Below are 23,753 nucleotides of genomic sequence, written 5' to 3'. Positions count from 1 at the left end.
AGGTCTCCACACTGATGGCCACGGTGATGGATTTCGAGCGAACGAGTCCGAATCCCTGTTGCATGGCGATGAACTCACCCGACTCTGTCAAGAGCGGGCCAGCAATGGGAAGACCAGACGGTGCCGCTGGCAGGGAAGGCGCTGCTCTTGACGAGATTTCTCAAGAGAACCGTTTCGCTGCATGGCTAATTCGAGATCGCATATCGGGTGCGGATCGCCAGCGCGACGGCCACCACCAGAAAGACCATGTTCGGAATCCACAGGGCAAGGTTGGCCCCCACCCAACCGCCCAGAGCGAGGAAACGTGCTTGGGAGAACAGGCCGTAGTACGCAAAGGCGAGGGTCAGGCTGATCAACGCGCCGCGGGAGCGCGAACTCGCAACCCCGCCCAATGCCATGGGCACCGCAATCAACGCAAAGACGACTGGCGCCAACGGAAGCGCGAAGCGCCGGTGCATCTCGAGTTCGTATTCGATCGGGTCTCGCTGATGAAGATCGCCGAGGCTGCTGCCTGCTCGCGCCCGACGCACGACATTCTCGAGTTCGGCAATACTCATCTGTCGGGGACGAACTGCCGCCGTCAGGCTCGTCATCAGGTCTCGAACATCAAACGCATAGTCGAGGCTCTCAAAGGATATGATTTGCGCGCGGATGGGTTGTGTTTCTTTTTGCTCGAGATGAATCGTTCCATCCCGAAGTCCCAACTTGAATAGTTGCTTGTCTTGGTCGTAGGAGAAGCGCCCGGACTCCGAAAAGATCACGAAGGCGTGCTTCGGGTCGGTGCGATCCGAAATCATCACCCCGCGCAGGTTGTTCTCGCGATCGCGGTGTTGCACAAAAAGTGTGCGTCCAGCCAGACCGCGAAACTCTCCGGGTTCGAGCATTCCCCCCCGCGCGGCCAGGGTTTCGGCCAGCACACGGAGTTGTCGATGGGCCTTGTATTCGACTCCGATCATCACGTATGCCGAAATTCCCGTGATCACCACGGCGAGGGCCAGCGCTGGCACCAACAACGACAAGAGCCCCAGCCCCGAGGTCCCCATCGCGGTGATCTCTCCTTCTGAAGACATACGACTGACCGCAATGATGACACCGAACAGAAAGGCGATCGGCAGGGTGTAGGCCGTGAGAAGTGGAAGCAGACAAGCCAACACATCCATCGAATCGGAAATCGTGGCCCCGACAGCGACCAGATCTTCCAGGCGACGCAGGACGTTTTGTGTCAGCAAGATCATGGTGAGAGCGAGGAAACTCAGACCGCCGTACAGGACGACTTCTCGCACAAAATAAAATGACAGAATGCGTGAGACCCGCATCGCAGCATCGTATCGTCGACTTGCCCCCCGAGCGAGAGGGTTTACGACTGGCATGACTCGCAGCCAAAGGACCCAGAGGCGAATCCGCTACGAGACCGGAGCCGAAACTGAAGCGGGCGGTACGAGCAAGGTTGCGAGGTCGTCACCCTCGATAACTCCGCAATCGAGCTGATTCAAGAATGCGGACAGATCCGACTCCTCACGCTCGAGGCTTTCGCGCAAAGCACCCAGTGTAACGTCTCGCTGGTAGAGAGCGCAGAGAGGTCGCAGCGCTCCGCCGATTCGGGGCGCAACGCATTCGTGTTCGGGCCAGGCCGTCAGCCCGAGCAAGAGTTCGGCGGTCACAAAATCGCTGTCCGCCGCCAGTACCAGCATCCGCTCCTCCCGGGCCGCTTCGAGCGCAAGAGCGAGATCCGCAAGTTTCGATTGTGAGATGTGATCGCGTTCGAGAACGCGACCCACGATGCCGACGGTCTCATTTTCCCCGGACTCGACTCCCATGTCTCCAATCAAAACCACGTCCTCGAACAGGCGCTGGAGCAGCAGCGCGGATTCGGTCATGCGCTGGACCAGAATCCGCTCATGGTTGCCGATCGGCACGATCAGAGCGGCCGACACATTGGCGAGTTGACCAACCGGTTGAGCCCGAGACCCCGCAGCCATCAAACGCCCTCGAAGCCGCGTTCGTTTCCGGAGAAGAATCCCTCGTCGACGATCTGCACCGTCACCTCGTCTCCGAAGGCGAGATCGCTCGCGGGCCCCGGGAAGATCAACAACCCCTGGGCCTCGGTCATGGACCGAAAGACCCCCGAACTTTGATTGCCGGTACTCGAGGCCCAGATCTCGTCGCCATCGCGTTCGAGCTCGACCCGGATGAAGGTCAGGCGACCCGGGCGCTTGTGGAGCGGTGTGCGCAGGCGCGCGCGCAGGGTCGGGCGAAAACAGTTTTCGAACCCCATCAGCTTGCGCAGTGCCGGACGCACGAATTGTTCGAAGGTGACCGCCGCGGATACGGGATTCCCGGGCAGGCCAAACATGAAAGGTCCCCCGGCCGGAAAGCGTCCGAAGACCATGGGATGGCCGGGCTTCATCTTCACGCCCCAGAAAGAAATCTCGCAGCCGAGTTTCGCGAGTACGTCTTTGACGTGATCGTGATCGCCCACCGAAACTCCCGCGGAGGTCACGATGCAGTCGGCCGAAAGTCCCGCGCGGATATGGGCTTCGAGATCTTCTGGACGATCGCGAGAAATGCCGAGGTAGATCGGTTCGGCCCCGACTTCCCGGCACAGCGCCGAAAGCGTGTACGAGTTAGACGAAACGATGCGCCCCCCATCGATCTGGCCGTCGGGCTCGACGAGTTCGTCACCGCTGGAAAGAATCGCAACCCGGGGCCTGCGAATGACCGAGATCACCGAGCGGCCAAGCGAGGCCAGCAGACCGATTGTGGGCGCGCGCAGCTCGCTCCCTGCAGTCAGCACCCGGTCGCCAACCTGCAGCTCTTCACCCGCCAGGCGTATGTGATTGTCGGAGTCGACCGGAGCCGAGATTCGAATGAATCCACCCTCGACCTTGACGTGCTCCTGCATGATCACGGCGTCAGCGCCGGAAGGGATCGGAGCACCGGTAAAAATCCGAGCGGCGTCAGTCCGCTCGAGCGGACAATCCGCCACTGCTCCCGCCGCGACTTCGAACACGACTGGGAGCACAACCGGATCGGACTCGCTGGCGTCACGACAGGCAGCGCTGTGGACCGCGTAGCCGTCCATCGCAGAGCAGTCGCTCGGAGGTAGGACCCGACCCGACAGGACGTCCTCAGCCAGAACTCGGCCGCGCGACTCCGCGACAGCCAGTGTTTCTGCCGGAAGGGGCAAAACAGCCGCCAGAATGCAGTCTTGTGCCTCAGCGACCGTCAGATCTCGTTGCATGGGCCGAAACGTAGCCAAACCTGGCACCTCCGGGCGAGAACGCTAATCTGCCTAAAAATTAGGCAATCAGTCTCGCGGCTCAGAATCGCCCAGCATCCACCGGGCCCGGGAGAGTCGCAAATTCTCTCGCCCGCCCCGCCCGGACTTGCCCGCAACACCGAGCCCGCGCTGGCTGTTGACACGGCAGGAGCCTGAATCGCGCTGATTATTCAGGGGTTTGCAGAACACCGCGGAGTAGCGAACGAGTGGCGCGCGAATTAAAGAGCGTTCTGGACGCCATTCTCGATGGGATTCTCCTGATCGACGATCAGGGCTGCGTCGAAGATGTCAATGATGAGGCCTGTCGCATTTTTGGACTGTCGGCGGAGAACATCCGCGGCGCTCCCATCGACCGTCTGGTGGGCCCTCGATTCGCAATCGTGAGACTGGCGCGCCGAGTCGCCGAGACGGGCCAGCCATTCGTCGAAGACGAGGTGGAATTCGAGCGGCGAACGGGACCCAATCTGGTCGTCGACATCTCGGTATCTCCGCTGTTCGACGGCGAGCGAGACAGCGAACTCAATGGCGCGGTGGTGATGATCCGCGACCGCACCGTCGCCAACTCCCTGCGCGAGATCGTCAACCAACAAGAACAGCTCGCCTCGTACGGCTTGCTGGCTGCGGGCATTGCACACGAAGTCAAGAACCCGCTCGGCGGAATTCGCGGCGCGGCCGAATTGATCGAGCGCTGGTCCGAAGACGATCGTACAAAACGCGCGGCCTCGCTGATTGTGGGTGAGGTGGATCGCATAAGCGAGCTGGTCGAAAAATTCATGGTGTTCGCTCGCGAGGACGAGTTGTTGTTGGCACCCATGAATTTGCATCAGGTACTCGATTCGGTGATCGACCTGGTGCGCATGGACTCGCTCTCCGATGGAATGTTGATCGACAGAGTCTACGACCCTTCGATTCCCGAGATGGTGGCCGATGCCGACCGATTGCGGCAGGTGTTCCTGAACCTGGTGCGCAACGCGATGCAGGCGATGAGCGCTGGAACGGGCCGACTGCAGATCGAAACACGCATGACCCTCGATGAGCGACTCCCCGGACAGGACCTGGCCAGCATCCCCACGGTTCAAGTCGTATTCAGCGACAACGGGTGTGGCATCTCACCCGAGATCCTCGACCGTCTCGCGACACCATTCTTTACCACGCGCAACAGTGGCACGGGGCTGGGCCTGGCAGTCTCCAGACATTGGGTCACCCGACATCACGGCACCCTCAACATCGCGAGCCCCCAAGGCGAAGGGGCGGAGATTCGCGTGAACCTTCCCCTGGCCGTTCCCAAGGATCAGGCCCAGGCCTGACCCGCAAAGAGAGTCATTGCATGAGCACCAGTTCCCACCACGACGAAAACCGCAGAGCCAACATCTTGATCGCCGACGACGAACATTCCATTCGCTTCGTCCTGCGCGAAGCCCTCGAAGCGGAGGGTCATACGGTCGAAGAAGTCGGCGACGGCGATCGTGCGCTCGAATTGCTTTCAACGGGTCGCTTCGACGTCGCCTTCCTCGACATTCGCATGCCCGGGCTCTCCGGCCTCGAACTGCTCGACCGGCTGCGGGCCAGCGGAAGCGAAACCGCCGCGGTCGTGATCACGGCGGAGAGCACGATGGAGAACGCCGTCCAGGCGATGAAGCGGGGAGCCCTCGACTATCTCGTCAAACCCTTTTCCCTGGCCGACGTGGCGGCCCTGGCCGAGAAATCACTCGCGACACGAAAACTTCAGCGCGAGGTTCGGCACCTGCGCCGGGCAATGGGACGCAGCCGCAGCCACCACGGCGAACGCTTGATTGGACGCTGCCCACAGATTCTCGAAATCTTCAAGACCGTCGGCAAAGTCGCGGACCGAAACGTGCCGGTGCTGATTACCGGCGAAAGCGGAACCGGCAAAGAACTCGTCGCCCGGGCGATCCACCAGGCGGGCCCACGCGGCGATCGTGAATTCGTCGCAGTAAACGCCGCCGCAATCCCGCGCGAACTGCTCGAAAGCGAATTGTTTGGCCACGAAAGAGGTGCCTTCACCGGCGCGTTGGAATCCAGACCGGGTCGCTTCCGCGAGGCATCCGGCGGCACCCTGTTTCTCGATGAGATCGGCGACATGCCCCAGGATCTTCAGGCGAAACTGTTGCGCGTTCTGCAGTCGGGGGAGGTCATGAGTGTGGGCGGCCGCAAACCCGACATGGTGGACGTGCGAATTCTCGCGGCAACCCATCGCGACCTCGACGATGCGGTGCGCAACGGATCCTTTCGGGAGGACCTGCTCTACCGACTGCGAGTGGTCCCCCTTCACATCCCGCCCTTGCGAGAGCGCGCCGATGACATCCCGAGTCTCGCCGAACACTTCATGGCGCGATATAGCGTCGAACTCGTCGGAGCCCAGCGCTTTCTCTCGGAAGAATGCGTTGAGCGTCTGTGTGAGCACACCTGGCCGGGCAACGTGCGCGAACTCGAGAACGCGATCAAACGCGCGCTGGTCCTGAGTTCGACGGACATGCTGACCTCGGATGATTTCAAGTTTCTCGACACCGAAAGATCCGGGAGCCCGGACCGGGCGGACTTGGAGCAAGCACTGATCGTCGAGATCGGCGCGGCACTGGAAGATCCGGACCGCAAGGATTTGTACCGAGACCTGCTCGAACGAATCGAACGACCGCTGCTCGAAATGGTGCTCGCCCGAACTGACGGCAACCAGATCCGCGCGGCGGCCATTCTCGGGATCAACCGCAACACCCTACGCAAAAAAATCACCGACCTCGCGATCGAACTCCCCTCTCGGAATCAGCCATGAACATGAGCCCGTACGGGGGTCTGCACGTGTTGGCCGACGACGATCCGCGTTGGTCGCGAGACCCCGTCGAACAAGCGAGCGAGGCGCTGCGGGGCGGCGCGCGGGTCATTCAGCTGCGCGCCAAACACGCGGACGATCGCGAAACACTCGCTTGGGCGGAGCGCATCCGGGTGATGACCCTCGAGGTCGACGCGCGCTTTGTCATGAATGATCGCTTCGACCTCGCGCTGGCGGCAGGCGCTGACGCGGTTCATCTAGGACAGGACGACCTGGCGCCCGCCGATCTCCCTGCGAGCGCGCGCAAACGCCTCGCGATCGGCTGCTCTACCCACGATCTCGAGCAGGCCCACGCGGCTCGCGCTTCGGACATCGACTACCTGGCTTTCGGGCCGGTCTTCGACACCGGATCCGTGGCAACTCCCTACACGCCCCGAGGTCTCGCTGCGCTGCGCGAGATCGTGGCTGCCGCGGGAGCGCTACCCGTGGTGGCGATCGGCGGAATCGAAGAATCCAATCTCGCGAAGGTGCTCGGCTGTGGCGTCGCGGGGATCGCGGTGATTTCGGCGCTGGCTGGCGCGGAAAAACCGGCCGACGCAACTCGGCGCCTCGTCGAACATCCGGCCTGGAATGATCCGCGGAGGTCTGCATGACCGATCTGGGGCTGCGTGCGATGTCGGGCTTTGGTTTTTTCGCCATGATCGCGATCGCCTGGTGTGTATCGACCGACCGCTCGAAGATTCCATGGCGGGTGATCGCATGGGGCGTCGGTCTGCAGTTCGCGCTCGGACTGCTCTTGCTCAAGAGTTCTTTTGGCGCGGCCTTTTTTGTCGCCGTCAATCAACTCGTAAACGGGTTGCTCGTCTATGCAGCCGCGGGCACGAAGTTTGTCTTTGGCAGCCTGGTCGAGACCGGGTTCTCGTTCGCGCTGAACGTGCTGCCGGTGATCATTTTCATGGGCAGCCTGATCGCTATTCTCTATCACCTGGGCCTGGTGCAGCGCATCGTCAACGCATTTGCCTGGTTGCTCTCGAAAACCATGCGCGTCTCGGGGGCCGAAGCACTTGCCGCGGTCGCGAACGTGTTCGTCGGCATGGTCGAATCGGCACTCGTCATCAAACCCTACCTGGCGAGGATGACCCGCTCGGAACTCTTCAGTCTGATGACGTTGGGAATGGCCACTGTTTCGGGTTCTGTGCTGATCACCTACGTAGGGTTTCTGGGAAGTGTCGACGGTGCGGGCCATCTCGTCATCGCGAGTTTGCTTTCCGCACCCGCCGGGCTCTTGATTGCAAAAGTCATGCTCCCTGAATCCGGAAACCCCGAGACGGCAAGCGGTGCCAGCGCCACACAGTCGATCGATGATCTCGATAGTCGAGCCAGCAACATCATCGACGCCGCGGCGACCGGCGCGATCAATGGCCTGAAGCTCGCGGCCTATATCGGCGCGCTGCTGATCGCCTTCTATGCCCTGCTCGAAATGGCGAACAGCATCCTCGGCTATGCGGGAAGTTTCTTCGGCAATCCAACGCTCTCGTTTCAAGGGGTGCTCGGAATCATCATGACTCCGTTTGCCTACTTGATGGGGATCGCCTCGCAGGATGTGGCTCAGGTGGGATCACTGCTCGGGGTCAAGACCGTGCTCAACGAGTTCATCGCCTATCGCGAGTTGGGCGAATTGGTCAAGGCGGGCAGCTTGCAGCCCCGGTCGGTCATCATCGCTTCCTATGCACTGTGCGGGTTTGCCAACTTCGGCTCGCTGGCCATCTTGTTGGGGGGAATGGAAGGGATGGCACCGGATCGGCGACACGAGGTGGCGCGACTGGGAATGCGCTCGATTCTTTCGGGCACCCTGACCACGTTCATGACGGCCTGTATCGTCGGCATGCTCCTCTAGCCGCGGAAGGGGGGCACGACTCGATGTCGGAACCGCTCTGGCAGCCCACGCTGGAAAGCGTTGCGCGATCGCGCATGAGCGCCTTTGCGAGCTTTGCACGCGAGCAAGCCGGCGCACCGGATACAACCGGTGATGCCGGAATCAACTACCCAGCACTCCACCGTTGGTCCATCGATGAACCCGCCGCATTCTGGCGAGCGGTCTGGTTGTTTTGTGAGGTCCGCGGAGACGGTCCTGGAGATGTCGTTCTCACCGACGCCGACGACATTCGAAGCGCGCGCTGGTTTCCCGAAGCCCGCCTGAACTTCGCCGAGAACCTGATGCGGCGGCGCGACGATACCCCGGCTCTCATCTACCTCGACGAATCCGGACGGCGGGGCGAACTGTCTCACGCGGAGTTATATCGACGGGTCGCGAGTCTTGCCGAGCATTTGCGCGAATTTGGCATTGGCCCCGGGGATCGCGTCGCGGCCGTTTTGCAAAATGGACCCGAGGCCGTTATTGCAATGCTCGCCACCACGAGCCTCGGCGCGATTTGGTCGTCTTGTTCCCCGGACTTCGGCACCGAAGGCATCGTCGACCGCTTCGGTCAGATCGAACCGAAGGTCCTGCTGGCCGTGGATCGCTATGCATATGGGGGCAAGATCTTCGAACCGATCACGCGAATCCGCGAAGTGTTGAACGGTCTTCCGAGCGTTCGCGACACGATCATCGTCTCGTCGAGAGAACCGTCAGCGGGGCTTCAAGATCTGCCAAACACCCATCGTTTCGATGCCCTTGTGCACTCGAATCCAGCCGCAGCGTTGCGCTTCGAACGCTTCGGCTTCGATCACCCGATCGCCATCCTCTATTCATCGGGCACGACCGGCAAACCGAAGTGCATCGTGCACGGAGCCGGCGGGACGCTGTTGCAGCACCTGAAGGAACACCAACTCCACACCGACCTCGCTCCAGGGGATCGAATTTTCTACTTCACTACATGCGGTTGGATGATGTGGAACTGGCTGGTCTCAGCCCTCGCTTCGGAGGCGACCCTGATCCTCTACGACGGTTCCCCATTTCATCCCGACGGCCTGCGCTTGTTCGAATTGATCGACCGGGAGGCGGTCAACGTGGCCGGGGTATCGGCAAAGTTCATCGACGCGGTCGCCAAAGACGAGCTGCGCCCCGGCGATTCGTTCCCGTTGGAAAAGCTTCGGGCGATCCTTTCGACGGGATCTCCGTTGGCTCCGGAAAGCTTCGACTTCGTCTACCGGGCCATCAAGGCGGATGTTCAGCTTTCGTCGATCTCCGGAGGTACGGATATCGTCTCGTGTTTCGTGCTCGGCAACCCCATCCTCCCAGTGCATCGCGGCGAAATTCAATGCGCCGGCCTGGGCATGGCGATTGACGTCTACGATGACTCGGGCGACCCGCTACTCGACGTCGAGGGGGAACTGGTCTGCACCAGGCCCTTTCCCTCGATGCCCGTGAAGTTCTGGAACGACCCCGACGGAAGCCGCTATCGCTCCGCATATTTTGAGCGATTCCCGGGCGTGTGGTGTCACGGCGACTGGATTCGCCGCACGGACCGAGGCGGATTCGTCATCACCGGGCGATCCGACGCCGTACTCAACCCCGGTGGTGTGCGGATCGGGACCGCGGAGATCTATCGACAAGTCGAACGATTGGATTGGGTGCTCGAATCCCTTGCGGTGGGCCAGGACTGGGAGGGCGACGTTCGGGTCGTGCTCTTCGTGAGGCTGCGCGACGACACCCTGCTCGACGACGCGATGCGAAACGAAATCCGCAAGATCATTCGCCAGCACGCCAGTCCGAGGCATGTACCCCAGCGAATCGTTCAGGTTCCCGACCTTCCGCGCACTCGCAGCGGGAAGATCACCGAACTAGCAGTGCGCGACGTCATTCACGGTCGCGCGGTCAAGAACGCGTCCGCCCTCGCCAACCCCGAAGCGCTTGCGCACTTCGCCGATCGCGAGGAATTGGCGAATTAGCCCTAGAGTTTTTCGAGCCGTACCTTCAGTTCGTCGCAGACTCGAGTGAATTCGCTCAGGGCGAGTGGAACTTTTTCGGCGGCATCGCCGAGGTCGCCGCTGCGACCTATGCACTGAAGCTCTTCACACAGGTTGGAGAGCGTCATGGCACCGACGTTTGCGCTCGAAGACTTGAGGGTGTGAGCGGCGCGTTCGAGTTCTTCAGCGTTCGAATTCGCCAGCGCGGGGGCGAGCACTGAGACCAACTGATCCGCGTCCGCGAGATATTGATTGAGTAGTTCGGCCATGAATTCATTGTCGCCGTCGGCGATCTCTTCGAGCGCGGCATACGCCGTCGCGTCGATCGCTGGCAACTCTGGTTCAGTCATACTTTCCTCGACCTTTTTCCCATCGGCGGCCGCCAATTGCTCAACGGTCGCAGTGCTGGAGTATCTTGACGATGTGTGGCTCAGCTAGGTATCGGCAACTGCCGGGGGCAAAAGAGCGCCGAATGGAGCAGCAGGGCATTCAACGACAAAAGCCGGACAAGTGCTGATCTTGCCCTCGGGATTGCGCCCAATGGGACTAGGGCGTTTATCTGGACCGCACCTGGCTCGGTCAGGGTTCTTCAACAGGAACAGGCTGCTAGCCAGAGTTTGCCGTGGCCGTTCCGCCGCCGGGATCCGTGTGATTGGGCGGGTCGGACGGTTCGTCCTCTTCGCCTCTCGCTTCATCGCCGACGACTTCTTTCGCCATGAAAATCTCGACGACCAACAAGATCACCCCGATCACGATGGCGGAGTCGGCGATGTTGAAAGTTGGCCAGGTATAACCCCCAAAGAGATGAACATCGAGAAAGTCCACCACCTCTCCGAAGCGCAGTCGATCGGTGAGGTTGCCCAGTGCTCCGCCGAGCACGACCCCCAACGCGGTGGCCGAGAGAATCTCGTCGGAGCGCAATTTCCGGAAGAACACCAACAGCAACGCGATCGCGAACACGGTCGTCCCTACGAAGAAGACCATTCGTTGTTCGAAGGGTCCGTCGGCGAAAAAGCTGAACGCCCCGCCGCCGTTGCGGGCGTGGGTGATATCGAAAAGACCCGGGATCACTTCGATGCGGTCCGCGTAGCGAATCGTCGTGTTGATCCAGTGTTTGGTCAGCTGATCGAGGGAATACACGATCAGCAGCGAGATCAGAAATGCAATTGTCTTTGGACTCTTCAGGCTCATGATTGAATCAGCCTATCACAATGCTTCGGGAGATCCTCGACCGAACGACTGCCGATCTCACCGCCACTCCTGATAACCCGGTGGGCTGAGTCGCAGCGCTGCGTCAGCCGCGGCCCGCAACAGCGTTGCGTTCGGGTCGAGGGCCTCTTCTCGCAAACAGGCCTCGGCCATCACGATTGCATGCTCGTGCACCGAACACGCCGCCCGATAGCGAATCTCGCTCGGGCTCTCGGCGCAACGCGCAACTTCGCAATCTTCCGACACTTCGGCGCCCCGGTTGGGATTTTGCACGGGAAGCGAATCCCGGACGCGAGAAATCATGCTCACGAGAACCAGTTGGCGTGTGGGGGCCGGCAGGTGGGGAATGAGAAACCGAAAGGCGCCAGGCACAACGACTCCCGCGCTCAATGACGCACGATTTTCGGCGTCAGCGAGATAGCGTTCGGCCGCGTCCAGGCAAACCGCCGAAAGCAATTCTCCAATGACATCGGCATTGTCCTCCGCGGGAATCCCCTGCGCCCGACCGACCCAAGGATCCGGCTGGTCGTTTTCGCGAGCCTTGGCCGAAGGCTGGCAACCCGCCGCCAAGTACGCGAGCGCAAGGGCCAGCTCGCGTCGTCGCACCGGGTTGTCCTCGCGCGAGAGACTGCGAACGGCGTGACCCAGGCGAACCAGCGCGTGCAGCCCGAGCTGGGTTTCTGCGAGTCCATCCCCGACCTGCGCAAAGGCTTCGGCCAAAACCCCCGACCAGGTCGATCCAACCAGCGCTTGCTCGTAACTGGCCAACCAGTCGGAAGCGCGGTCGAGCTGGCCCCGGACAGCTTCGCGTTCATCTGCGCGCAAGGGCTGGCCCTCTTGCAAAGCGGGCAAGCGAGGCAGATAGACATCCATCAAGCCCGAAATCAGCGCGGCGTGGCCCAGGCTCTCCAATGCTTCCGCCGCCATCGGAGCGTAGTTGGGCTGGGCATTCGCGTATTCGAAGCTACAGAGATGAAGCCGTTCGAGGGCGTAATCGAGTTCGCTCATCGCCTTTGCATCTCACTGGCAGCACGGAAGTAGAATTGCGGCAAGTCGGCATGCTACTCATCCCCCGGGGCCTATGCCCGCGATTCCCGCCGCCGCATCCGAACACATTCGCTACGCTGCCGCGCGCAGAACACAATTCCAAAAGGACCGCTACATGAGTTCCCCAAACGTCACCGAGAACCAGATCCTCGACGCCCTGCGTCCGATCGTAGACCCCGATTTCCACAAGAGCATCGTCGATCTCGGGTTTGTCAAAGACATCAAGATCGACGGCACTGGCGTTTCTTTTGCCATCGAACTCACGACCCCGGCGTGCCCTGTCAAGGAAGAATTCGAGCGTGATGCGATGAACCGGGTGGGCGCACTCGACGGCGTGGAAAGCGTCGCAGTCCGCATGACTTCCCAGTCTCGGCCGACCCCCGGCAGTGTCGAAGCCGATCGCGAAGACGTCTTGCCCGGCGTGTTTCACACCATCGCGGTGGCTTCGGGCAAGGGCGGTGTCGGCAAGAGCACAATCGCGATCAACCTGGCGCTGTCCCTGAAGAAGGCGGGGGCGCGGGTTGGGATCATGGATTGCGATGTGTACGGTCCCTCGCTGCCGCTGCTGACCGGAACCCGCGGTCGCCCGGAAACGGAGGGCAAGAAGATCGTTCCGCTCGAGGGCCACGGACTCAAACTGATGTCGATCGGTTACTTCACCAACGACGACTCTCCGGTGATCTGGCGTGGACCGATGGTTCACGGTTTGATTCGCCAGTTTTTGAGTGACGTGCTCTGGGGAGAACTCGACTATCTGATCATCGACATGCCACCGGGCACCGGCGACGCCGCACTGACGTTGACCCAGAACGCTCCGCTTTCCGGGGCGCTGATCGTCTCCACCGCCAATGATCTTTCGCTGATCGATGCTCGCAAGAGTCTCGAAATGTTTCGCAAGGTCAACATTCCGATCTTGGGCCTGGTCGAAAACATGTCGTTCTTTACGCCGCCGGAACTTCCCGATCGCAAGTACTACATCTTTGGCGAAGGCGGCGGGAAGCGCATGGCGCAGGATCTGGACGTGGACTTCCTGGGCGAGGTGCCGATCGATCCGCGCATCGCCGAAGAAGGAGACCGGGGACGGCCAATCTTGCTGAGCCATCCGGAATCCGAAATCGCTCAGATCTTCGAAGCACTGGCGGCCCAGGTAACGCGCAAGTTGGCCCGGCTCGAAGGCGAAGGGGTCTTCGACAACTAGGAGCCTGACCCAAGACTCGTCGCGACGCCCATGCGCCGATGCATCGCCGCCTGGGCTTTCCACGAGAGTCTTGGGTCCGGCTCCTAGCGATCTATTTTGCGGCTGCCGTGTAGCAGGTGGCGGTAGTACACCGGGGCGGGACCGATCGGGACTTTTCCGTATCGGGCGGTGTATTCGGCGTAGCTGATCTGCTCGAAGACAACGGTATTGGGCGGTTCGAAGAACGCATCTTCGAGTTTGATGCCCCGCTGCCAGCCCGTGTACGCGAGAAACCCGGTGGACCCAGTCTCGCGCACGAAGGTCTCCATCTTGATCGGAAGCTGGGGGTCAGAACTCGTGACCACAACTCGCCGCCGACCGTTATCATTGGTGAGTTGATAGATTTCGTAGCCGATCGAGCTTGCTGCCAGGAAACCCTCGTCCACTTTCTCGCCGCCGGACGCGAGCAGTTCGACAAGTTCCAGCCCGAAGGGGCGACCCCGCGTCGCATCCTCCTCGACCGACGCAAGGTTGCGCTCGATCGCCGCGCCGTCAGCCAGGGCCGAATCATAGACGTAGTAGCGGGGCCCATTCACGATCGTGGTAATCGGATGACCCGCTACGACGGTATCGGCGCGAAACAGCGCACCCTTCGACCAATAGTGGGTCGTGATGCTTCCGAACTCCGTATCGACCCGACTGCGTACGTACCAAGTCTGCCCCGGAGCGCCGGATGAAATGGAAGGCAGCGCCGCAGGCGTCTTTGCGGCGGCTTTTGTTTCAGAGTCCTTCACATCCAGTGCAGCGGCCGCACCGGACAGCGTGAAGGTCGCGAACCATGCGATCGCGACAACCCGAGTGCGCCTGGCTATCGCCCGTTTCATCTTCGTTCCCTCACCTCTTCGAGCGCGATGGCGCTCCCGTGCCTCGCAAGCGATGACCCCCCAACGGCTCGAGACGGCCATTGCACCATCGCCGCAGAGAATATCGGACTCACCTCCAAAAATTCGGGTTAAGCTAGCGGATCATGAAAATCGTACTGGCAATCGCGGGTTCGGACCCGACCGGGGGCGCGGGGTTGCAGGCGGATCTGCAGGTGATTCGCCACTTCGGTTGTCACGGGATGGGCGTGTTGACTGCCCTCACGATCCAGGACACGGCCAAGGTGCACAGCGTTCTGCCCGTGTTTCCCTCGGTGGTGCTCGATCAACTCCGCTGCCTGGTGCGAGACGTTTCGCCCCATGCGGTAAAGATCGGCATGCTGGCCTCGGACGACGTTGTGCGAAATGTCAGCTTGGGCTTGGCGAGCATCGATCCCGATGTGCCCGTGGTGGTAGATCCCATCTTGTTCGCGAGCGATGGGACGTCACTCCTCGAACGCCGGGCCTGGCCAGCCTTGCAGGGTATCTTTTCCCGCTCGACCCTGGTCACGCCGAACCTGCCCGAAGCAGAGGCACTCACGGGCGTCGACGTTTCGAACAGGCAAGGTTGTGAAAAAGCCGCACGGGTTTTCATCGAAAAGTTCGAGTGCCAGGCGGTGCTGGTGAAAGGCGGGCACCGCGAGGGCGCCCCGGACGATCTCCTGGCGGTTCGAAGTTTCGACGATCAAATCGAAGGGAAAGTCGATATTTCATACTCGTGGCTCGAGGGCCTTCGCATCGATATCCCGGCCGGACCCGTTCACGGAACCGGGTGCGCACTCTCCTCTGCAATTGCGGCAGAACTCGCGAAGGGAAGCGGCCTCGCGGACGCAGTCGAACGTGCGCGCAGCTTCGTCGCGGCAGCGCTCGCGGACGCACAGGCAACGGGATCGGGCGCTCACGTTCTCGGCTACTCCGCACCCGTATGAGTCATCCCAGCGAGCAAGCCGATTCCACTGTGGCTGAGAATGGGACCACGCCGGCCGAAGTTTACGCCGCGCGCCTCGAGCGCCACACGGGTGAACTCGCCCGTTGGCGGCGATTGGACGGCACTCTCTCGAATCTTCGCTTGCTGAGCTTCGCAATCGCCGCCGGGGTCGGTTGGTTCGCATTCGGTAGCCAATCCATTGCGCGGGGTTGGACAGTGCCCCCCGTCCTGGTCTTTATCGCGTTGCTGATCGCGCACGACCGCGTGATCCAAATGCGCAAACGCGCGTCGCGTCGCGCGGAGTTCTACCGGGCGGGGATCGCACGCCTCGAAGACCGCTGGATGGGCCAGGGCAACACCGGCGACGAGTGGAGTGACCCCGGCCATCCCTATGCAAACGATCTCGATCTCTTTGGAGTGGGTTCACTCTTCGAACGCATCTGCACCGCGCGCACGCCGGTCGGCCAGGAGACCCTGGCGGACTGGCTAAAGACCCAACCCAGCGCTGCCATCGCCCGCGCGCGACAGTCCGCGATTGCCGAGTTGACACCCCGGCTCGAATTGCGCGAAGACATCGATTCGTTGGGCGCGGACTTGCACACCCAGTTCAGTCCAAAGCCGTTGGTCTCCTGGGCGAACGCTCCGGGGGACTTCGAGGCAAAGAAGTCGTTGAACGTGATTGCAGCTGTGCTCTCTTCTCTGAGTATTGGAGGTCTGGTTGTCTGGTTCTGGCTGGGGCTCGGCCCCCTGCCCTTCTTGTTTGCGTTGATCCCTCAGATGATTTTCGCGGGAATCCTGCACAGGCGCATCGGGAAGATCCTCGCCGCAATCGACACGCCAACCCGGAACCTCGCCCTGCTGCGCGACCTGCTGGCTCGCCTCGAAAATGAAACGGCCGAGAGTCCGCTGCTGGTTTCCCTGGTAGAGCGCCTGCAAACCCGGGGCGTATCTTGCGCCCAGCGCATTGCCGAGTTGCGCAAGCTCGTGGATTTGCTCGACGCGCGGCGCAACCAACTTTTTGCCCCGATTGCCGCGCTGTTCCTATGGGGTACGCAACTCGGCCTCGTAATCGAACGCTGGCGGGTACAATGGGGCGGCGTCCTCGAAGACTGGCTGAGTGCCGCGGGACAATTTGAGGCCCTGGCCTCGCTATCCGGATACGCCTACGAAAACCCGGACTCGATTTTCCCTGAAATCTGCGAGGGGGAACCCAAACTCAGCGCTCGAGCCCTGGGGCACCCGCTGCTTCCGAACGATCAGTGCGTACGCAACGACCTCGAACTCGGAGCCGATCGACGCGCGCTGATCATCAGTGGCTCGAACATGTCCGGCAAGAGCACCTATCTCCGCACCGCCGGCTGCAACATTCTCCTCGCCCTGGCCGGAGCGCCAGTGCGCGCAGAGAGTCTGAGCCTGACCCCACTCGCAATTGCAGCATCGATTCAAATCAATGATTCGCTGTTGGAAGGGACCTCGCACTTTTACGCCGAAATCAAACGACTGCGCCAGATCGTAAAAATCAGCGAAGGGGAATTGCCGGTTTTATTCCTCTTGGATGAAATTCTCCACGGCACCAATTCTCACGACCGGCGAATCGGCGCCAGTGCGGTGGTCAAGGGGTTGGTCGAGCGAGGGGCGCTGGGACTGGTGACCACCCACGATCTCGCGCTCGCGAAGATCGCCGACGAGATGGCACCGGCCATCGAGAACGTGCACTTCCAAGATCACCTCGAAGAAGGCCGGATGGCTTTCGACTATCGAGTGCGCAAGGGGGTGGTCGAGAAGAGCAACGCGCTCGCGCTGATGCGCGCAGTGGGCCTGGATGTCTAGCATCACGGCAACACCCGTACATCTCCTGGGCTCAGTCTGTACTGGCTACCTCTGGCTTCCCTCTGGAAGCCACTAGCCTCGCGATCCCGTCGTAACTGTATTGATCCGCCTGGCGCCGCAAAGCCAGGGCAAAGTCGACGTCGTTTTTTGCGACTTGATCAATCAGCTTGCGCAGTCGATCGATGTCCGCGACAGCGGAGGCCTCACGCAATTGCCTCACGAGGTTCGGTGCCAATTGCGGTGGGCACGCCGCCTCGACCGTTTGGCCCGGGGACTTCGCGGCGACTTCTTCTGCCTGAACGTCGTTCACTGTGTGGCGCAAGTGCTGCATCGCTACCCGGACTACATCGGCCTTGCTTGTCGGCTTGCGCAGATAGCCGTCGCAGATCCGGTTGATTCTGTCTTCGTCCTGCTTCAACGCAGATGCGGTAATGGCGACCACGGGAATATTTCTCAGATTGGCGTCCTCCTTGAGTCTGGCAGAAGCCTCGTAGCCGTCCATCTCGGGCATTTTCATGTCCAACAAAATCAGATCGGGCCGGTGTTGCTGCGCCATGGTAAGTGTCTCGATCCCGTTCTTCGCTTCGATCAGATTCAGGTCGAACTGTTCGAGATAACCTTTGAGTAGTTCACGGTTGTAGTCGATGTCGTCGGCAATCAGAATCGTTGATCCTGCAAAGGTAATTGTCTCAAAATTGATCCCTTCTTCGAAATTCCTGATTGCGATTGGGGCCTGCTCTGTGACCGCGACTTCCACGCCCTTCAGCACTACGGTGAAGACACTTCCGCTGCCATTCCGAGCGGAGGCAATGATCGTGCCGTTCATGATGTCCAGCAATTGCCGCACGATGGCCAGGCCCAGCCCGGTTCCCCCGTATTGAGCTTGCTTTTGACCGTCCTGCTGCTCGAAAGGCGAGAATATCTTGTCGCGTTGGCTCTCTGGAATTCCGATTCCCGTGTCGGCCACAGAGATAACCAGATCGATGCTGCTGCTGTGATTTTTATCGACTGATTCCACCTTCGCGGCAAGCGTGATTGAACCAGATTCAGTGAACTTGACGGCATTGCCCACGATATTCAAGAGGATCTGCCGCAATCGGATTTCGTCCAGCAGGAGAGCGTCCGGGACGTCGCCTGCGATGTCTACAGTAAATCCGAGACCCTTGTCCAACAGTTTTTCAGCGAAAAATTCCTCGATTTCTCGGAACAGAGGTGACAGGGAGACGACCGAATATTGCACTTCCAATTTCCCGGCCTCGATCTTCGAAAGGTCGAGAATATCGTTGATCAATCTCAGCAGTGATTTCCCACTGTCTCGAATTCGGGAAAAATAGTGACGTTGCGACGGCTCGGAAATCAAGGGCTGAAGGATTTCCGAGAAGCCGAGAATGGCGTTGAGTGGCGTACGCAGCTCATGGCTCATGTTGGCCAGGAAAACGCTCTTTGCGAGGTTTGCCGCCTCGGCCTTGTCTACTGCCACTTCCAATTCTCGCTTTTGCTCGGCAAGCAATCGTGTCTTCTCGTCTCGGGCCCGGGCGGTATAGGCGAGCTTGAGAAGGAGCCATATACCGGTCGCGATCATGAAGATGAAAACGCTCACGGAGATGCAGACATCCACCGCATTGTTTCGCCAGAGAACACGGAGAGTGCCGATCGGCTCGCCAGCGTGCTGGATCTCCATCTCGAATTCATGGATAGGCATCAAGCCAAGTCGAGAAAAAATCCTGTCGTGTGTGCTCATCTCCGAATTGTCGAGCTTCATGAACTCGCGCTGTCGGTAGTCCAGGACGGTCACTTCCGCGTAGTCGTTTGCCCGAGCTGCGAGCTCCATGTACGGTCGATGGGCCTGGTCGTCAAAATTCCAGAGCGAGGGCGCGAGAATCGCAGCATGCAGCGCCAATTCCTGACGTGTTTTTGAAACCACATGTTGCTGGTAAAAGAACACGAAGACGACCATCACGACAAATGCAATGGAAAACGTGATCGCCGGCAAGCGTCGCGAAATCCTGATCTCAGCTTCACTGCGAGTGTCTACCTGTGTCTGCATGTGAGCGGATTGCCGAGCATCTGTCGATTCCGCGTCCTTCGTCCGTTGTGATTCGATCGCCATCCGACTAGTTCGCCGAGACTGGATCATGTGCCGCCGGCATTGTTTTCGCCTCGCCCCCCGGCGGAAGCTGGTACACCGGAACAAATTTCCTTGGCCCAAAAAGCGTCTCATAGCTCCATTGCTCGATGTTCGCGGAGGTAATCAATTGAACGACGGGGCCCGATCGAAAGGCGATTCCGTCGGTTCTGTTTCCGGGCCGCTTTCCATTCAGGATGCTCGCAATCATGTCGACTGCCATGACGCCCTGCTGCTTCGGGTTGTCGTTCGGGGCAGCCAAAATTTTCCCTTTCCGAATCAGCTCATGCACATCCGGAATCAAATACGTCGAGATGACCTTGAGGTTCGGATGCCGGCCCTTCCACCCTTCTAGCTCGGGAGGCCGGCCATCGGCATTCGTGCTCAGCGTAGCGACCGCCGCAAGAGCATTGCCGACGAGGTAGTCGATGTTGGTATGTTTTCGAAAAAGCAATCCGAGTCGAAAGCGTTGCAGCCCGTCGCCCGTATCTCCAAAGATCGGTCCGATGATCTCGATCCGGTCCATAGCGCCATGTTTTTCCAACGCTTCGATGAATCCACGAAAGGTTTCATCGACCCAGCCGAGGCCCTCGGGACCCGGCATCATGGCAACCTTGATTTTTCGATCGGCAGAATGTTCGGCGAGAAATCCACCCGCCGCAAAGCCCATTTCATACCAGGGCACCACGGCTTTGGCGTCGATGGCCGGATGATACGTGTCAATACACACGGGTACGATCGGAACGCCCCGCCGCTCCAGATCTTCGTAGATCTCGCCTAGATGCTTCGTGCGGTATTCCACCTGCCCAATGATGACGCCGTCGATATTGCCTTTCCGAACCGCCTGCTCCAGTTGCCGGACCTGCGTCCCCAGCCTGTGATATCCGCCGGCCTGGTAGAGATCGATACCGATCCCGAGCCGCCGCGCTTCGGAGATGATGCCCAGGTTGACCGATACCCAGAACGGGTCCTTGACGTGAGGAAGCAAAACAGCCAACCGCGTGCCGGGCGGGGGCCGCTGGGCGCCCAACCACGGTTCGACGATGGGCCCCTCCAGGCTGGGCGCGGGGTGCCCCGGTTTTTTATCTCGCGTGCTGTAGCGACCGTAGTAGCTATTGACGAGTACAGGACCTTCGGCATCACGCCGACGCAGTTCCTGGTCGATCAAGTCATAGACCTCAGGGGCCAGCGGGGGCGCGTGCGCGGCAAGTTGGCCGGAGCCGTCATTCGCCGACTGCTCGGGGGCCGGCTCCGCGGTCGAAGCGATTGCGAAGGTGAAGACACCCACCAAGACAACAGCAAGGGGATCCAACGTCGCCCTACACGCATGCGCGATAAGCGCGAACCATGCATGACCTCGGAGAGCTGGGTCTTCGAAGTCTTCACGAAATATCACGGGGGCACCCCAGTCTGAGTCCACGGGCTTGCGCCTGCACCGCGTACCGAGTCGAACTCGTCGTGTTGTCGTCGGTCAAGAGTACTGGAATCTTGCTGCTGCGGACAAGGCGCGGAGTACAAATGCCTCGATGATCCTCGAACCGCAAGGCCGGGCGGATTCATCGAGATGTCGAGGATACACTGGAGCACTCCTGGTACATTCTACTTAGTCGAATGCAGAGCTGGCACTCGCCAGACACCCCAACCCCTCCCCTGCCAGATCGAACTGCCCGACCGGAAGCATGGGGGATCTCCGAAATCAAAACCCGGTAAACCGCCAGGTTGCATCTTGAAATATCAGACTAGTCTCTGCTTGGATTTTCTCACCGGGAACCGGGGAGGGAGCAGTGACACGGTCATTCGCGGTGCGTGGTGTAGCGACAATCGCGTGCGTAGCAGTGGTACTGCCTGCAGCAGTGGCAAGCGCGGCGTACAAGATGGAAATGGACGAGACCCGGTGGATCAGCCTGGGGGCCAACCTCCGAACGATCATCGGCGCAAGGCAGAATCGAACCACACCCAAAGCTTCTGACGACGACTGGGCGTTCGACATCGATCTCGAGACCGCCTGGATGTACCTCAGCGGTCAAGTGCACGAGTGGATCAAATTCGATGTCAATGTCGACCTCAGCTCCACAGGCACATCGCTGCTCGATGGCATCGTAAAATTCGAGATCAATGACCAGCTCAACGTCTGGGGCGGGCGAATGATCCCGCCAAGCGCTCGCGCGAATTTCAGCGGACCGTTTTTTCTGAACACTTGGGTTTATCCGTTGGTATCAGACCGATTCCCGCAGATCTTTTCAGGCCGAGACGATGGGGTTGCGTTCTGGGGCCAGGTCGGAGACGGCATGTTCAAATATCATATCGGCCTCTTCGAGGGCGCCGGCAGCGAGTCCAAGCTGCCTTCGATTGATGCAAAACTCAGCATCGCGTTTCTCGATCCGGAGCCCGGCTACTACAACAGCAGCACCTATTTCGGCGAGAAGGACATACTCACCCTGGGTGCGGTGGTTCAGTACCAGGCCGACGGAGCAGGCGAAGGTCATGATTTCACCGGGCTCAGCATTGACCTGCTCTTCGAAAAAAACCTCGACGACCTGGGGACCCCCATGCTTGATGCCGCCTGGTTCTTCTACGACAACAACGGCGGCAGTACTGCCGCTGGGAATGCTCGCCCAGATGGCACTGCGTACTACATCACCGCAGGCTGGTACCTACCGGGATTGTACGGGCCCGGCAAGCTGAAGGGTCAGCTCCAGCCGCACGTTCGCTATCAAGCGTTCAACGCGAATAACGGCGGCGAGAATGAGCGGCGATGGGATGTCGGAATCAACTACTACGTCAAACAAATGAACGCGAAGTTCGTCGTGTATTATGGGAACCAAGATTCGAGCTCGACCAGTGAGTCAAGCGAGGCATACTTGGGCTTCCAACTTTTATTTTAGTAACGACCACACCGGAATCATCGAATTACAAGGCTGAACCGGAGAAAGCAAAGGATGACCACCGAGTCCGAACACCACGCAAATACCAAGATCATGATCGTCGACGACACGACGGCGAATCTCGACCTACTCAATTCAATGTTGCGGCGGGTTGGCTATCGGGTTCAGCCCGCTCCGAGCGGCGCCCTCGCCCTGAGTGCGGCGGAACTCGATCCCCCAGATTTGATCCTCCTCGATATCAAGATGCCAATCATGAACGGCTTCGAAGTCTGCCAGAAACTCAAGGCAAACCCGCGCCTGAGAGATATCCCTGTGATTTTCATCAGTGCCTTGACCGAGGCAGCGGACAAGGTGAAGGCGCTCGAAGTCGGTGGAATTGATTTCGTCAGCAAGCCCTTTCAGTTCGAGGAAATCAAGGCGCGCATCGAGTTGCATCTTCGTCTATGTCGCTATCGCAATGACCTGGCGCGGAAGAATTCTGAGTTGGACGACGCACTCGAAAAGCTCAAGAGAACACAGGCCTACCTGGTCGATGCCATCGAGGATGGAGTGTGGGACTGGGACCTCGAGACCGGCAAAGTGAGCTATAGCGATCGGTGGGGCGCAATGCTCGGCTACCCACCGGGCAGCTTGGAGCCCACCCGCGAGACATTCGAGAACCTCTTGTTCCCCGAGGACAGGGAGCGAATCCTGGCGCTCACACGGGCCTGTATTGTCGACGGCACGGTCTATGACTGCGAATTCCGGATGCGCCCGCAGTCTGGCGGGCAGGTCTGGATCCGAAGCCGGGGCCGCGCTGTCGACTACGACCGACGCGGCCAGCCGCAGCGCATGATCGGAACGCATACCGACATTACAGCACGCAAGGAAGCCGAGTTGCAGCTAAAGCACGCGATCGACGACTTGTCGCGGTCAAACCAGGAACTGGAGCAGTTCGCATACGTTGCGTCGCACGACCTGCAGGAACCGATCCGGATGATCATCAGTTACCTGCAACTACTCGAGGAAAAATACGCTGAACATCTCGATGATAAGGCGCTTCAATTCATGCATTTTGCAGTCGATGGAGCGCACCGTATGCGGGTCCTGATCAAGGATTTGCTCACCTTGTCTCAGATCGGCGGGAACGACAAGACGCCAAACCCCGTCGACTGTCGCGATGCCATACAGGATGCGATCTTGAATCTCGACAAGGCAATCGCGGAGAGTCATGCCCAGATCGAGGTCGAAGCAATGCCGTCGATCGTGGCCGATCGCACGCAATTGACGCAGTTGTTTCAGAACCTCATTGCCAATTCGATCAAATTCCGATCGGAAAAGCCGCTGGTCATCCACATCAGCGCCGACCAGGAGGGCGATTCCTGGCATTTTCTCGTGCAAGACAACGGCATCGGGATCGACCCACAATATCGGGAGCGCGTATTCGTCATCTTCCAGCGCCTGCACGGCAAGCTCGACTATTCGGGTACCGGTATTGGTCTCGCCCTATGCAAGAAAATCGTCGAGCGTCGCGGGGGCAAGATTTGGCTCGAATCGAAGGCGGGACTCGGCGCAACCGTGCACGTCGTGCTGCCGGAAGACCCCGAAGCGACCCAGCGCGTGTAGGAACCCCTCGCCCGACCGACTCCATCGTTCGGCTCCCCTGATCAACCCGA

At 60.1% G+C, this 23,753-nt stretch carries 19 protein-coding genes; 10 read left to right on the top strand and 9 right to left on the bottom strand.

What is annotated here, in order from left to right; all coding sequences use genetic code 11:
- Nucleotides 1-185: 185 nt before the first annotated feature.
- The 3 genes from IH881_06235 to IH881_06225 all read right to left on the bottom strand — a co-directional run bounded on the left by IH881_06235 (nucleotide 186) and on the right by IH881_06225 (nucleotide 3,259).
- Nucleotides 186-1,316 carry an LptF/LptG family permease gene (locus IH881_06235; protein MCH7867279.1) on the bottom strand — a complete coding sequence of 377 codons (1,131 nt, stop codon included), beginning with the start codon at nucleotides 1,314-1,316 and terminating at the stop codon, nucleotides 186-188.
- An 87-nt stretch (nucleotides 1,317-1,403) separates the two neighbouring features.
- Nucleotides 1,404-1,979, bottom strand: coding sequence for a hypothetical protein (locus IH881_06230; GenBank protein MCH7867278.1), 576 nt, complete (start codon nucleotides 1,977-1,979; stop codon nucleotides 1,404-1,406).
- Complete coding sequence (locus tag IH881_06225; protein ID MCH7867277.1) at nucleotides 1,979-3,259, bottom strand: molybdopterin molybdotransferase MoeA; 1,281 nt, start codon at nucleotides 3,257-3,259, stop codon at nucleotides 1,979-1,981. The genes IH881_06230 and IH881_06225 overlap by 1 nt, the downstream gene beginning before the upstream one ends.
- Nucleotides 3,260-3,486: 227 nt before the next feature.
- Between IH881_06225 and IH881_06220 the strand changes: the two genes are divergently transcribed.
- Genes IH881_06220 through IH881_06200 form a run of 5 tightly spaced genes read left to right on the top strand, consistent with a single transcriptional unit; the run spans nucleotide 3,487 to nucleotide 9,959 of the window.
- Nucleotides 3,487-4,587, top strand: a complete 1,101-nt coding sequence (locus tag IH881_06220; GenBank protein ID MCH7867276.1) for a PAS domain-containing protein — start codon at nucleotides 3,487-3,489, stop codon at nucleotides 4,585-4,587.
- A 20-nt stretch (nucleotides 4,588-4,607) separates the two neighbouring features.
- Complete coding sequence (locus tag IH881_06215; protein MCH7867275.1) at nucleotides 4,608-6,071, top strand: sigma-54-dependent Fis family transcriptional regulator; 1,464 nt, start codon at nucleotides 4,608-4,610, stop codon at nucleotides 6,069-6,071.
- Nucleotides 6,068-6,721 (top strand): thiamine phosphate synthase, encoded by a 654-nt coding sequence (gene thiE / locus IH881_06210; protein ID MCH7867274.1) that lies wholly within the window; start codon nucleotides 6,068-6,070, stop codon nucleotides 6,719-6,721. The genes IH881_06215 and thiE overlap by 4 nt, the downstream gene beginning before the upstream one ends.
- Complete coding sequence (locus IH881_06205; GenBank protein MCH7867273.1) at nucleotides 6,718-7,965, top strand: NupC/NupG family nucleoside CNT transporter; 1,248 nt, start codon at nucleotides 6,718-6,720, stop codon at nucleotides 7,963-7,965. The genes thiE and IH881_06205 overlap by 4 nt, the downstream gene beginning before the upstream one ends.
- Nucleotides 7,966-7,988: 23 nt before the next feature.
- Nucleotides 7,989-9,959, top strand: a complete 1,971-nt coding sequence (locus IH881_06200; GenBank protein ID MCH7867272.1) for an acetoacetate--CoA ligase — start codon at nucleotides 7,989-7,991, stop codon at nucleotides 9,957-9,959.
- Nucleotides 9,960-9,961: 2 nt separating this feature from the next.
- Here IH881_06200 and IH881_06195 read toward each other — a convergent pair whose 3' ends face one another.
- From IH881_06195 to IH881_06185, 3 genes are all read right to left on the bottom strand, one after another.
- The gene (locus IH881_06195; protein MCH7867271.1) at nucleotides 9,962-10,327 is read right to left on the bottom strand and encodes an Hpt domain-containing protein; all 366 of its coding nucleotides are present in this window, start codon (nucleotides 10,325-10,327) and stop codon (nucleotides 9,962-9,964) included.
- Nucleotides 10,328-10,583: 256 nt separating this feature from the next.
- Nucleotides 10,584-11,168, bottom strand: coding sequence for a signal peptidase II (lspA, locus tag IH881_06190; GenBank protein MCH7867270.1), 585 nt, complete (start codon nucleotides 11,166-11,168; stop codon nucleotides 10,584-10,586).
- A gap of 57 nt (nucleotides 11,169-11,225) precedes the next feature.
- Complete coding sequence (locus tag IH881_06185; GenBank protein ID MCH7867269.1) at nucleotides 11,226-12,194, bottom strand: hypothetical protein; 969 nt, start codon at nucleotides 12,192-12,194, stop codon at nucleotides 11,226-11,228.
- 154 nt (nucleotides 12,195-12,348) lie between these two features.
- On the opposite strand from IH881_06185, the gene IH881_06180 reads away from it, so the two are divergent.
- A complete protein-coding gene (locus IH881_06180) occupies nucleotides 12,349-13,431 on the top strand; it encodes an Mrp/NBP35 family ATP-binding protein (GenBank protein ID MCH7867268.1) in 1,083 nt (360 codons plus the stop codon).
- Nucleotides 13,432-13,514: 83 nt separating this feature from the next.
- Here IH881_06180 and IH881_06175 read toward each other — a convergent pair whose 3' ends face one another.
- The gene (locus IH881_06175; protein MCH7867267.1) at nucleotides 13,515-14,294 is read right to left on the bottom strand and encodes a hypothetical protein; all 780 of its coding nucleotides are present in this window, start codon (nucleotides 14,292-14,294) and stop codon (nucleotides 13,515-13,517) included.
- 143 nt (nucleotides 14,295-14,437) lie between these two features.
- On the opposite strand from IH881_06175, the gene thiD reads away from it, so the two are divergent.
- On the top strand, nucleotides 14,438-15,259 hold the full coding sequence (gene thiD / locus IH881_06170; protein MCH7867266.1) for a bifunctional hydroxymethylpyrimidine kinase/phosphomethylpyrimidine kinase: 822 nt from the start codon (nucleotides 14,438-14,440) through the stop codon (nucleotides 15,257-15,259).
- Nucleotides 15,256-17,088 (top strand): DNA mismatch repair protein MutS, encoded by a 1,833-nt coding sequence (locus tag IH881_06165; GenBank protein MCH7867265.1) that lies wholly within the window; start codon nucleotides 15,256-15,258, stop codon nucleotides 17,086-17,088. Before thiD ends, IH881_06165 begins: the two co-directional genes overlap by 4 nt.
- Nucleotides 17,089-17,119: 31 nt before the next feature.
- On the opposite strand, the gene IH881_06160 is transcribed toward IH881_06165, so the two are convergent.
- The gene (locus IH881_06160) at nucleotides 17,120-19,198 is read right to left on the bottom strand and encodes a response regulator (GenBank protein MCH7867264.1); all 2,079 of its coding nucleotides are present in this window, start codon (nucleotides 19,196-19,198) and stop codon (nucleotides 17,120-17,122) included.
- Nucleotides 19,199-19,202: 4 nt separating this feature from the next.
- Nucleotides 19,203-20,525, bottom strand: a complete 1,323-nt coding sequence (torT, locus tag IH881_06155; protein ID MCH7867263.1) for a TMAO reductase system periplasmic protein TorT — start codon at nucleotides 20,523-20,525, stop codon at nucleotides 19,203-19,205.
- Between the two features lie 472 nt (nucleotides 20,526-20,997).
- On the opposite strand from torT, the gene IH881_06150 reads away from it, so the two are divergent.
- Nucleotides 20,998-22,098, top strand: a complete 1,101-nt coding sequence (locus IH881_06150) for a hypothetical protein (protein MCH7867262.1) — start codon at nucleotides 20,998-21,000, stop codon at nucleotides 22,096-22,098.
- A gap of 54 nt (nucleotides 22,099-22,152) precedes the next feature.
- Nucleotides 22,153-23,703, top strand: coding sequence for a response regulator (locus IH881_06145; GenBank protein ID MCH7867261.1), 1,551 nt, complete (start codon nucleotides 22,153-22,155; stop codon nucleotides 23,701-23,703).
- The last annotated feature ends 50 nt before the right edge of the window (nucleotides 23,704-23,753 follow it).

The organism is Myxococcales bacterium (assembly GCA_022563535.1).
GTDB lineage: Bacteria > Myxococcota_A > UBA9160 > UBA9160 > UBA4427 > DUBZ01.
Note: the sequence above shows the minus strand (reverse complement) of the source record. Positions and strands in the feature narration are given on the sequence as shown.